General features: G+C 45.7%; 11 protein-coding genes. 2 read left to right on the top strand and 9 right to left on the bottom strand.

Going from position 1 to position 12,572, the window contains the following annotated elements; translation table 11 throughout:
* Nucleotides 1-2 precede the first annotated feature (2 nt).
* The 9 genes from OO774_RS01790 to OO774_RS01750 form a co-directional block, all read right to left on the bottom strand.
* Entirely contained in the window at nt 3-1,727 is a 1,725-nt protein-coding gene (locus OO774_RS01790; RefSeq protein WP_264904152.1) for a GspE/PulE family protein, read from the bottom strand.
* On the bottom strand, nt 1,724-2,830 hold the full coding sequence (locus OO774_RS01785; RefSeq protein ID WP_264904151.1) for a tetratricopeptide repeat protein: 1,107 nt from the start codon (nt 2,828-2,830) through the stop codon (nt 1,724-1,726). Before OO774_RS01785 ends, OO774_RS01790 begins: the two co-directional genes overlap by 4 nt.
* Entirely contained in the window at nt 2,827-3,672 is an 846-nt protein-coding gene (locus tag OO774_RS01780; RefSeq protein WP_264904150.1) for an AAA family ATPase, read from the bottom strand. The genes OO774_RS01785 and OO774_RS01780 overlap by 4 nt, the downstream gene beginning before the upstream one ends.
* Before the next feature lie 44 nt (nt 3,673-3,716).
* On the bottom strand, nt 3,717-5,348 hold the full coding sequence (gene mshL, locus OO774_RS01775) for a pilus (MSHA type) biogenesis protein MshL (RefSeq protein WP_264904149.1): 1,632 nt from the start codon (nt 5,346-5,348) through the stop codon (nt 3,717-3,719).
* Between the two features lie 20 nt (nt 5,349-5,368).
* The gene (locus tag OO774_RS01770; RefSeq protein WP_264904148.1) at nt 5,369-5,701 is read right to left on the bottom strand and encodes an MSHA biogenesis protein MshK; all 333 of its coding nucleotides are present in this window, start codon (nt 5,699-5,701) and stop codon (nt 5,369-5,371) included.
* Complete coding sequence (locus OO774_RS01765) at nt 5,694-6,344, bottom strand: type II secretion system protein M (protein WP_264904147.1); 651 nt, start codon at nt 6,342-6,344, stop codon at nt 5,694-5,696. Before OO774_RS01765 ends, OO774_RS01770 begins: the two co-directional genes overlap by 8 nt.
* Nucleotides 6,341-7,786 (bottom strand): MSHA biogenesis protein MshI, encoded by a 1,446-nt coding sequence (locus OO774_RS01760; protein ID WP_264904146.1) that lies wholly within the window; start codon nt 7,784-7,786, stop codon nt 6,341-6,343. Before OO774_RS01760 ends, OO774_RS01765 begins: the two co-directional genes overlap by 4 nt.
* An 11-nt stretch (nt 7,787-7,797) precedes the next feature.
* Nucleotides 7,798-9,807 (bottom strand): RNase E specificity factor CsrD, encoded by a 2,010-nt coding sequence (gene csrD / locus OO774_RS01755; RefSeq protein WP_264904145.1) that lies wholly within the window; start codon nt 9,805-9,807, stop codon nt 7,798-7,800.
* 236 nt (nt 9,808-10,043) lie between these two features.
* Complete coding sequence (locus tag OO774_RS01750; protein ID WP_264904144.1) at nt 10,044-10,583, bottom strand: single-stranded DNA-binding protein; 540 nt, start codon at nt 10,581-10,583, stop codon at nt 10,044-10,046.
* Between the two features lie 277 nt (nt 10,584-10,860).
* Between OO774_RS01750 and OO774_RS01745 the strand changes: the two genes are divergently transcribed.
* Together OO774_RS01745 and galU are read left to right on the top strand one after the other, a co-directional pair.
* Nucleotides 10,861-11,505, top strand: a complete 645-nt coding sequence (locus tag OO774_RS01745) for a LuxR C-terminal-related transcriptional regulator (protein ID WP_264904143.1) — start codon at nt 10,861-10,863, stop codon at nt 11,503-11,505.
* A gap of 179 nt (nt 11,506-11,684) precedes the next feature.
* Nucleotides 11,685-12,557 carry a UTP--glucose-1-phosphate uridylyltransferase GalU gene (galU, locus tag OO774_RS01740; RefSeq protein WP_264904142.1) on the top strand — a complete coding sequence of 291 codons (873 nt, stop codon included), beginning with the start codon at nt 11,685-11,687 and terminating at the stop codon, nt 12,555-12,557.
* Nucleotides 12,558-12,572 lie beyond the last annotated feature (15 nt).

The raw sequence follows: 12,572 nt of genomic DNA, 5'->3' as shown, positions 1-12,572 counted from the left end.
ACCTATAAGAAAATTGGATCAGTTTTACCAGAAGCATCCCCTTCACCCAGGGCCATGACTTCATCCAAACTTACGGTGCCTTGCAGCGCGAGTTCCATCGCCGATGCCAACAATGGCTTGTATTTATCGGAGCGTCGTGCCGCCTGAGCAAACCCGACCGTATCGTTGGCACGCAGTTTATCCATCATCTCGTTTTCCAACTCAAGCATTTCAAACACACCGATTCGACCACGATAGCCCGTCAGGTTACAGTTTTGGCAACCACTGCCTTTGTAGAAAGTCACGCCAACTTGATTCGGAAAGCGCCCAGCTAACCACTGGCGGTGTGATTCATCCAAACACTCTTCTGTTTTACAGTCGGGGCAGACACGACGAACAAGACGCTGGGCGACCACAGCTCGCACGGCACTCGCCACCAGGTAACCTGGCGCGCCCATATCAATCATTCGTAGCGCGCTGTCGATAGCATCGTTGGTGTGCAGAGTACTGAGTACCAAGTGACCGGTCAGGGCGGCACGTAAACCGATCTCTACCGTTTCCTGATCACGCATCTCACCAACCAAAATAATATCCGGGTCCTGACGCAGGAACGTGCGCAGCACACGAGAGAAAGTCAGATCGATACGGTTGTTGATCTGAACCTGTGTTATACGTGGCAATCGATATTCAACCGGATCTTCTGCGGTGATGATTTTCTTTTCAGGCTCATTGAGTTCGCTCAGAGCGCCATATAAGGTGGTCGTTTTACCTGACCCCGTCGGCCCGGTAACCAGAATCATCCCATGCGGACGAGACAATTGACGTCGCAAACGCGCAAGTAGTTCTGGCGGCAAGCCCGACTCTTCCAACGGACGTAGCCCCACAGACTGGTTAAGCAGACGCATAACCACTGACTCACCATATTGAGTCGGCATGGTCGACATACGAATATCAATCGATTGTCCGCGAACTTTGATATTAAAACGGCCATCCTGCGGCAAACGTTTTTCAGAAATATCCAGCTGAGCCATTAACTTCAAACGCAGAACCAGAGCAGAAGCAATGTTGACTTCGTTTAACAATGTTTCATGTAACACACCATCAATACGCTGACGAAGACGCAGTACTTTATCATCCGGTTCAATATGAATATCTGATGCGCCGACCTGAACCGCATCTTCAAACATGGAGTTAACCAGTTTTACCACCGTCACTTCTTCGCTGTCAGTTTCATCGATACCATAATCAAAGCTTTGCACGTCTTTGTGCTCTTCATGCAACTGCTCGGCAAATGACGCGATCTCTTTAGTACGACGATAGTAGCGATCGAAACTGTCGATCAGTTGGCGTTCCGACGCAATGATAAACTCCAGACTGTATTCGCCCAGCAGGTTCATCAGCGACTCTTGTGTGAACAGATCGGCAGGATCACTCATTGCAACACGCAACGTATGGCCATTACGAGCCACCACCATTGCTCGCAGTCGGCGAGCATGAACTTCAGGTAAGATTTGCACGGCTTCAGGATCAACCGGAGCCCGGCCAAGATCAATCAACGGCAAGCCTAGCTGCTGCGATAGGAAATTGAGCATCTGCTTCTCGGTGATAAAACCAAGGTCGATCAAGGCATCACCTAATTTCTGACCTGTGCTGCGTTGTGCCGTTAGCGCTTGTTGAATTTGCTCTTCCGTTACAATTGCTTCATCAACCAGAAGATCACCCAGGCGTTTTCTTAACTGAATTTTCATTGCGCATTCTCCAACTGCTTAAGAACCGTCAATCGATCACGAATAAAGGCTTGTGATTGGTTCGAAATCCCCACTTTCCCCAGCGCTTTATTGTATGAGCTGATGGCCGAGGTGAACTGCTGTGCTCGCTCCTGCTGAATACCTAACCCCATCCACCAGCGAGCATTTTCTGGATCGCGCTGGGTGAGTAATTGATAACTTTCCAAGGCAATTTCATCTTGCTTCTGCTTTTGTGCCAACACGGCACGCATTGCCAAATACTCTTTAGTTGGCATTGGCGGCATGTGAACCAACGGGCTAAGCGCCGCTTGTGGCTGTTTGGCTTTTACCAATAGCTTGGATAACGCCAGTCGCAGTGTTTGATTATTTATGTCTAGGCTGATGCCTTCCTGGATAATTTCATACGCTTTTCTCGTATCACCTTTGCCAAAATAAAGCGCCGCGAGTTTTTGCCGTGTATCCACATTGGTTGGTTCGTAACGCAGGGCTTCTTGGTACGCAGAAAGCGCGGTCTGCATATCATTGGCATCCAAAGCTTTCTCTGCTCGACCTAACGCTTTGATCGCTAACTGATGGTGCGTCAGCTCAACTTGTTCAATATTCATCGAACTTTCAGCAACAGGAGTAAATTTTTCGCTTGGTGCATATGTAGTTGGGTCACTGGCAACTTGAGCAAGTAGGACTGGTTCTTGTACGACCGATCTCACCTCTTGCCTTGGAATAAACGAGTCCACTTCAGGTGCAGGAGTGTCGGTGACTCGTGCATTTGCGACTGCCGTTTCAATCACTTGCTGCTGTTGAACTGGCTTAGTGTAAACCTGACGACTTATCTCTGGCGTCATTTTACTGGTCGGTGAATAAGCAGGTTCATCAACTGCCTCTTTCACCGCTTTAGCCGCCTCTGTCCGATATTGTGCGATGTCACCCGATGTCTCCGGGCCTCGAGATACGGCCCAGCCGCCCACAGCAAGGCTCAACGAAAACCCCGCCACCATCCATAGCCAGGGTTTGCTACGAGACACATGAGGTATCTCTGCTCTGGTTAATTCAGAAGAGGATGATTTTTCAGTAATTTCTGATAATGCTTTATTGATGGCACTCAATGTTGACTCCATCCCCAGAATACGGGTGTTTTAAATTTGGGTTTACGGGCATCAAATGTGTCGTGCATTGCGACATAAACGTGCTGATTTTTCAGTAAAGTACAACCTTGGTTAAACGCCGCTAACAAGGCTTTGTGACAAATTTGATTGATCAGCCTTGGTATGCCCATTGCTGAACGCCAAATCGCTTTTTTCTGCTCAAGCGAAAAGATGTGCGCGCCATTTCCCGCAATATCCAGACGATTATTGATGTAGGCCACTCCCTCATCGAGCGAGAGTGGACGTAACGCACAGCTGAACGTGATACGCTGACGAAACTGTCTCAGTTCATGAGTCGCTAAGCGTTGATCAAGTTCTGGCTGACCAAACAACACAATCTGAATCAGCTTGTCTCGCTCGGTTTCTAAATTACCGAGTAAGCGTAATGCTTCTAGCGCTTGAGGAGAAAGCGCCTGCGCTTCGTCCACAATCAGTACCGTTTTCTTGGCCGATGAATGAACACGAATCAAATGCTCCTGAATGAGCGACACGATAAGCAAAGGATCATTGTTTTCTATTCCCAACTCTCTGGCGACAGCGAACTGTAACTGCTCACCATTTAAGACTGGGTTTGGCAAATAAACCAATTCTACTTGTGATTCCAACTGCTCGATCAGTTTACGGCACACCATGGTTTTTCCGGTGCCGACTTCTCCGGTCACCTTAATTACCCCTTCCCCCATTTGAACTGCGGCCAGAATGGTCTGAATCGCCTCATAATGAGGGACTAACCCCAAAAACATTTCTGTATTTGGGGTTAGTGAAAACGGCTGAACTCGAAATCCAAAATGCGACAAGTACATAATCAAATCACAAACGCTTTGAACGGCTTAACTTCTCTTTGTCTTTATTCCGCATCAGGGAACCACTCTTGTAGCAGATCTCGCGAGCGTTCTAGCTCTTTTTGCCAAGAGTTCACACCAACCACCGTCGGTTTAAGCAAAATGACCAGCTCGGTTTTTTGAGTCACGTTATTTACGTTACGGAATAAGTGGCCGAGAGCAGGAACATCGCCCAGGAAAGGTACTTTAGAAACTTGTTCTAAGTTCTGCTGCTTCATCAGACCGCCAATGACGACAACGTCACCATCTTTGGCGCGAATCACCGAGTCAGACTCGCGAATCGAACTTTTCGCCAATGGCAACTGCACATCTTCGAAATCACCGCCAAGGTTCAACAGCTTAGTCTCTTCTTCTACCTCAATCACAGCAGGGTGTACATGAAGGAACACATTACCTTTGTTGTCGATCTGTGGAGTGACATCCAGTGAAATACCAGAGAAAAATGGCGTTAGCTCCACTTCTGGTACCGCATTCGAGTTATCGCCGCTACCCACGTTACTTGAAAGCTCGGTAACAAAGTATTGGTCGGTGCCGACTTTGATGACCGACTTTTGGTTGTTCGCTGCGGTAATGCGCGGACTTGATAGCACATTGAGGTCACCCTGAGTCGACATAAAGCTCAAGACGGCATCGAAGTTACCATCAGAAATCGTGACGTTGGTTTGCCCACCTAAAAGCGTGCTAATCGCATCCAGTGTCGGTAGTGTTGCATCACGGTCAACGAGAATACTGCCTGAATTACCGATAGATGCCGATAAGTTAGACCAGTTAATGCCTTGCTGATAACCGTCACTCAACGTCACTTCGAGAATTTTTGCCTCAAGAATGACCTGACGCTGCATGCGTTCCTGAGACACGCCTAAAAACTCACGTACCTGACGAATGTCATCAGGAAACGCTCGAACCGTGATGACGCTCGCCTGAGGCGTAACAACAACACTTTGACCTTTACCTGAGCCAATCAGATTTGCGACAGCTTGTTGCAACATCGGCCAAAAGTCACTTTCGGTTATCGTTTCAATGCGCGTTCCCCCCGTTGGAGACGTCGAACTATCTTCACTGTTTTCAGAATCTGACGAGTCTGAACTGTCTGAGCTTCCCCCTGAGTTAGAGGTTCCCGCTGAAGTAACAGAGCCGGTACTGATACTGGTGAGTGAGCGGCCAGTACGTTTAAACTGCAGATAGTCGACAGGAATCGTGACCGTGCGCATGCCCGCTGGATAAACCTGGATCACTTTGCCTGATTTAATCACATCATAGCCGTACATGTTCTGCACAACATTCAGTACCTCATCTAAGGTTACATCAGACAAGTTAACGGTAATATTACCTGCAACGGCTGGATGAATCGCGGCACTGTATTCAGTCCCTTTGACAAGTGAAGCAAAAAAGCTTCTCGCTTCCACTTGATTCGCCTGAATACGAAAACGCTTGGATGTCGCTTGTTCCGAAGACGAACTGGTATCTAAGTTTGGCATTAAGTCAGCTTCAACCGAAGAAGGCAGTTCCTCTAAAGCACGACTGTTGGCTTGATTAATCGACTCATTGAGAGCTTGTTTCACTTCAACAGGATCTCGATGCCCCATTGAGCATCCCATTAAAGAAGCAGTAATAATTCCTACAACTAATTTGCGCATATCTGATCAGGCTCTGATTTTTATTTTTTTACGTTTAATCCAAAAAGCTCCAGCTTCCACTGACGGCTGCCCTGCTTTAAGGTTACAAATTCACTGGTGATACTCACCACGCGATAACCTTTGAACAGTTCACCCTGCTCGACAATACGGTTATCCATGATGGCGCTACATTGGCTGCCCACTTTACAAACAATGCTGTTCAGTGACGGTAGCCTATAGCGTTTTTTTGTTGGTTTCGTGCTCGATTCGACGACCGGCTTTTGCCAGCCAAGTGGAGCGGTAGGGTCTTGGTTTGCCCATGCTCCTCCCGCGATTACCGCTAAGGCTATTGAGATAATAAAGTTCTTAACCACCGATAAACGCCTCTCTAGAGCCTAATGTGTACACTTCCAACACTAATGTTGCTTTGGGATATTCATCCACTTGGTAATGAAAACTGCGCCAGTAATAACTCTCCGGAATTTTTTCTAACTTACTCAGGTAGTTAGCAATAGAAAAGTAATCTCCTGTCAGTTCCATACGCACAGGATGAACGTAGTAGCCTGAATATTGAGACACTTCTTTATCATCGGAGATCGGCTCTGAAGGCAGAGTTTGCAAAGAAACTAAGTGAATGCCCGTTTGCTGCTCTAACACTTTCTCAAGTAACCCTGCCATTTGCGAGGGAGTGATAAGGTGTTCAATGATTTCTGACAACTGGTGAGAAAGACGCTGACTTTCAGCAAGCAGACGAGAAACCTGCAAATCAATTTCCGCATTTGGATCTTTTTTCAGTTGCGCTTGTATACGCAAAATATCAATCTCAGTTTTTTGATTGGTCTGCTTTAGGCTACTCAGTTGCCTTTCATTATCATTGATTTGATTGAGTTTAGGTTCGAGTATTAGCGTAAACAGCAGCATCACCACGGTGACCAAACCACACAAGGCGATAAGCACTTTTTCTCGCACACTCATTTCACCGAAACGTTCTTCCAAAGAAAGCCAGAACTCATTCATTTGTTTTTATCCTCCCCAGCTTTCAGTTCAAACGTAACAATACCTTTTTCATTACGACCAATACTTACGTCATCGAAAGTTCGACCAACAAGGCTGATTTCATCTTTAAATTGGTTGACCCAGTTAGGAACGGAACTTGGCGCCTTAGCCAACCCTTTCAAATTTAAAGTATTATTATTCATACGAATTTCTGATAAAGAAATTTCTTTATTGCCTAACTTAGCAAGAGACAGCATTACACCGGAATACCCTGACAGTTGTGAATCGTCATATTTCCCGACCGCTTTTAGAGAGTCTCGTTTAGCCTTCACGGTACGCTCAAGACGTTCTTTTGCCGCTAATTTACTGGTGTCAGGCTGATGTTTGCGCAACTGAACCTGAACTCTCTCCAGTTCAGATTTCATGATGCTGCCTTTGCTTTTCACAATGGCAATTTCATCTTCTAAGCCTTCACTTTGCCAGGTGACGTACCCATAAGAGAACAGAATAGCTGCGGCTGCGACGCCCCAAGAAAGCACCACATTTTTTAAGGTCAGAAGCTCCTTCTTCGGCTTTAAGTAATCAGGATATAAGTTAATCTGTAACTCTTTAGATCCTGTCGCAGTGTCAGCAAGCACATGTCCTGAGAACTCATGCCCTTCTGGTAATAAAGGAGAAACTTTGGTACTTAAACGGTAATTAAGAGACTGAACCAGCTCGTGCTCATCTTCTTCATCACAGCACACTTTCAACTGATGCAGCTGGACATGTCGAAGCTGTGAAGACAGATAGTCAATCGAGCGCTGAAGCTCCAATGACAGACTGTCCATTTGCAGCTCAGTGGACGGAACCCCCGTCAACGGCGGCGTCACGCTGCGAATGGAACGATGGAATGCGATTGTTCGTTCGACAAATGCGCTGATGCGGAAGTGGCCGCGAACACTGCGTTGCAGCAAAATGAAATTACCGAGTTCCCCGGCGGTATGCCCCCATACACAGTCTTCAGGAACGATAGCTTCTAGCGATAACTGAGCGTGATTCGCGAGCTGTACAATCTTATCGAGTGTTTTTCTTGATAACACATATGCCTGAACCTTACTCGAGTTCGGCAATTCTACCGCGTCCGCAACGATATCTATTGCGCGTTCGGAGATCAGCTCTTTCAGCAAAAACGGTAATGCAGCAGACCACTCATGACGAGGCATGACTGGTTTATCGATCTGGTACATCTGATAGTAGTTGTGAGACAGCACAACCTTTAACGAGTCATAAGAACTGGCTGCAACACTGAGTGCTTGTTCCACCGCTCTTTCCCAGTTTGATTCTGAGATTTCAAACCGGGTCGGTCGAGCACTTTTCAGTGACGATGATAAATAGATTGCGTCTGGCTGAATAACTAAAAAACAAGCGCGACCACTGCCTGACGATCGCACAAACTTGTCGATTACTGCTTTAAGATCCATCAATATTATCTTTATTTTTTACGCCAGCGATTTCGTCTCCCTGGCTTAACTTGGGATTCTGACCGAGTAGGCTGCACCTTTTGCGGACGAGGAAGAAATTGTCGCTCTGTAGAGAAATAGCGACCTTGACCACCGTATACACCTAACTCAAGTAAAGTATTTAATTCATTCCGGTTCTCAATACCCACTGCCACAATTTTGGTTTTACTGTTTGCGGCAGCACCTAACATACTGCGAATAAACAGCTGGTTTTCATGCCGCTGATCAATCTTTGTGACTAAGCTGCGATGGAGCTTAAGGTAACGAATGTCGACCTCTTTCAAATAGTGGCTACTGACTATCGTTCGCCCTGCTTGCCCTATCATCAGTTGGCAACCTAAACCAGCCAGCATTTTAGCCACTGGTCGCATAAAGTCTAAGTGTCTTACAAATTGTGCTTCCACAAACTCAAAATTGAGACACTTTCTTTGTTCACGTGACAGCTGTAGCAATTCATAACGAAACCATTTGAAATATTCTCGGCTAGCAAATGGGGTAACAGTCAGACTCAATGTATAGGAATTGGGATGATTAAAGTTATCCTTAAAACTACTTAAGAATTTATTAACCACCGCCTTATCCATTTGTGCTTCATAACCGACCTGTCTGACTGCTGCAATAAACCTGGACGCTTTTACAATGCCGTTTTCGGGGTCTTGAATCCGACAGGTCACCGCTTCATACAGTGGTTTTTTATGAGGCGCATCATTCATCACATAAACAGGTTGTGCATACAGTATCACATTTTCGGGAGTCAGCGCTTTATCAAACAATGTGCGCCATCTAACGCTTCCCCGAACCTCCTCTTCATGATTCCACTTTTTAAAACGACTCCAGTTATTGTTGTTTTGTAGCTGAGCACTGCGCAATGCAGTTTCTGCTTCATCAATAATCTGGCTATGACGCTCACCTTCTTTAAACATGGTGATGCCGATATGACACCAATTGTCTGCTTCCAAAGGTTCTGGCGGCGTCAATTTTTCAAGCTGACGAATGCATTGTGTGGCGAGGTTCGCAACCCCTTTTGCATCTTGGTGAGGCAAAAACAACGCAAAATCAGAGTCGTAGTAACGCGAAAATACCACGTCTGGGTAACGCTGAACCAAGTTTGATAGCAGGCTGCCGACTTCAACAATAAAATCATCAGTAACTTGCTTATCTTGCTCCTCTTCAGCTAACTTCCAGTCATGAAGACGTACAAGCATCACCGCACCACGTGCGCCGCTTTCCAGTAAAGACGATTCCAATTTACTGTCGAACAATACTCGGTTCGCCGTTCCCGTTAGCTTGTCTAAAAATGTTTGTGTTCGTATGAAAGTATCGAACCTGCTGCGCTCCTGACGCGCATCTTGCAACTCTTCAATCAACACATCGAGCGCTTCACTAGCGGTATAAGGCCACTCCGATTTATCACCTTTTGCATATTGCTCAACACGGCCAGCCAAAATCATTCGGCCACGCTCTTCCAGCATTTCTGATCCTGCTAACTGCTCTTTCAACCAAGCAACGCCACGCATCAAACAAAAAATGATCAAAACCACTGCCAACGTGATCGACCATAATGCTTGCATCGAGTAACCGTAACCTAAGTAAGGAGGTATCGCCTTAAAATAGATCATATAATCTTGGTTGTGAGCCAGAGGGTACTCTTTTTCAAATAAGACAGACGCTTCTATCTTATGAGATGTATCTTTAAACCGATATACAACCGCATTATTGGTCGTCAGCGTCATTTCTACAATGTTGCTGGCCTGCAGCATTTTGGGCATCCAGCGCTGCATGGAGTATGCCGCATCCGGATCTTCCATCTCCTTATCGACCACCTCAACGATCCCTTCTAAATAATGGGTAAGATATTCTTGCCCAAGCCGTTTAAAAGAGAGGGTGCCGCCGACAAACAAAATAAACATTGCGCAGATCACGATCATGGTGACAAAAGCCACCAGCCGCGTGCTTAGTTTAAGCGTTGGGGTATACCTCATGAACACCGAATTCCTTTTCTATTCACTATATACCTTATTGAAATACTTATACTTGATTGATATTTAATAAACAATCGTATTAGTTTGATTGTGAGAGGCATAATGTTTTTACCACTACAGTCTAGTTAGCGGCAAACATTTCGATCACTTGAGAGCAGCTAATACTGTTCAGTATGGGACACCGATAATAAAAAAGCCGCGATATTCGCGGCCTTTGAGATTCTATTCAACAAGGATCAGAACGGAATATCGTCGTCAAAATCCATTGGTGGCTCATTGTACTGCTGCTGAGGCTGCTGTGGAGCCGATTGCTTTGGAGCCTGTTGTTGAGGCGCATTGTATTGCGGTTGCGCTGGTTGCTGAGGTTGACCCCAACCACCTTGCTGTGACGGCTGGCCGCCCATAGCTGGTGCGCCACCTTGAGCTCGGCCACCAAGCATTTGCATTACGCCATTGAAGCCCTGAACAACAACTTCAGTTGAGTAACGGTCTTGACCGTTTTGGTCTTGCCATTTACGAGTTTGAAGTTGGCCTTCAACGTAAACTTGTGAACCTTTGCGTAGGTATTCGCCAGCAACTTCCGCAAGTTTGCCAAACAGCACTACTCGGTGCCACTCAGTTTTTTCGCGCTGTTCGCCAGTCGCTTTATCACGCCATGAATCAGAGGTCGCAATAGTAATGTTTGCTACTGCACCACCATTCGGCATGTAGCGAATTTCAGGGTCATTGCCTAGATTCCCCACCAAAATAACTTTGTTAATTCCACGGCTGGCCATGATGTGCTCCGTTTCAATCTGGATATTTAAAATTTTAGCGCATTAGAATAACACGCTTTAATGACTAGGTTAAAGTCTAATACTATTGTGTTCTATCTGGCGCTTATCTAGAACCAAAAACTCTATTCAATGATCACAGGTAACATTTTTAATTTACGTTGCAGACATCGCGACGTGAACCTTTGAATCTGAACGCATTTATTCACCAAGCATATGGCTCTGATGCTTCTTTGATGCCAACGTACTACCTCCTCTGAATATTGGGAGATTTGACCTTATGAAAAAGTCAGCTTATGCCAGAAAGCTATTTCTGATCAGTATGGAAGAGAATGCCCACCTGAAGGTATCAGCACTGGAAAATTACATCGAGCTAGATATCCCAGTTATCTCGACGGATGCTTTAATGGAAGCGAAACCGAAACATCGTAATAAAATCTTGCTCATCGATTTCAGTGAGCATAAGTCACTTGTTCAGTCGATTAAGAATTTACCACTGATGTGGAAAAACTTTGAAACGGTTGTTTTTAATGTCCCTAAGCGTTTGACGACAGATGAACTGCTCTCTTTCGGTCAGCTAAAAGGCGTATTCTATGCTGAGGAATCGCTTGAGCGAGTCGGTGAAGGGTTAAAAGGTATCATTAATGGCCAAAATTGGCTGCCACGAAATGTGTCCAGTCAACTTCTTCACTATTATCGTAATGTCATCAATACTCATACTGCACCCGCGACCGTAGACCTTACCATTCGAGAACTACAAGTGTTGCGCTGTCTTCAGAATGGGGCATCGAATAGCCGAATGGCAGAAGAGTTATTTGTGAGTGAGTTTACGATTAAATCTCACCTGTACCAAATATTCAAAAAACTCTCTGTGAAGAACCGCGTACAAGCCATTGCTTGGGCAGATCAGAACCTGATGTCTTAATTAACATAACTTACCGTGACCTAAGTTAATGCGGCTCTAACACTTAGTTCGATCCGCTCATGCTTTTTCCGGTCTCTGCCTCACATTTTTTCCTACTTTATTCATGATTAAGACATAACTCTCGTGTTAAAGTTATGCGCAAATTCTTGAAGATAATGACGAGAAAGGAAATCCCCCCAATGATTAAAAAATGTCTGTTCCCTGCTGCAGGCTACGGTACGCGCTTCCTGCCTGCGACCAAGTCAATGCCAAAAGAGATGATGCCAGTAGTGAACAAGCCATTGATTGAATATGGCGTCGAAGAAGCAATCCAAGCTGGTATGAATGGCATGTGCATTGTGACCGGTCGCGGTAAACACTCAATCATGGATCACTTTGATAAAAACTACGAGCTAGAGCATCAAATCAGCGGCACTAACAAAGAAGAGCTGTTGGTAGACATTCGCGAAATCATTGAGTCAGCGAACTTTACCTATATTCGTCAAAGAGAGATGAAAGGTCTTGGGCACGCTATCCTTACTGGCCGTGAGTTGGTTGGCGATGAACCCTTTGCAGTCGTTTTGGCAGATGACCTTTGTGTCAATGAAGACGAAGGCGTTCTGGCTCAAATGGTCGCTCTGTTCAAACAGTTCCGCTGCTCTATTGTCGCGGTACAAGAAGTCCCAGTTGAAGAAACCCATAAATACGGCGTTATCGCTGGAGAGATGATTAAAGACGATATCTTCCGTGTTGACGACATGGTAGAAAAACCTGAACAGGGCACCGCACCAAGTAATCTAGCCATCATCGGCCGTTACATCCTGACTCCTGACATTTTCGAGTTAATTGAAAACACCGAGCCTGGCAAAGGTGGTGAAATCCAGATTACGGATGCGCTGCTAAAACAAGCCAAAGCAGGTTGCGTTCTTGCGTACAAATTTAAAGGTAAGCGCTTTGACTGCGGTAGCGTAGAAGGTTACATCGAAGCAACGAATTACTGTTTCGAAAACCTATACCTAAAAGATGAGAAAAAGTCTGAGCTAGGTAGACACGCGACTCAACGAGAAGCATAAGCTTTTCAAACTTAT

It is taken from the genome of Vibrio sp. STUT-A11 (genome assembly GCF_026000435.1).
Taxonomy (GTDB): Bacteria; Pseudomonadota; Gammaproteobacteria; order Enterobacterales; family Vibrionaceae; genus Vibrio.
This window is presented reverse-complemented; position numbering and strand designations above follow the sequence as displayed.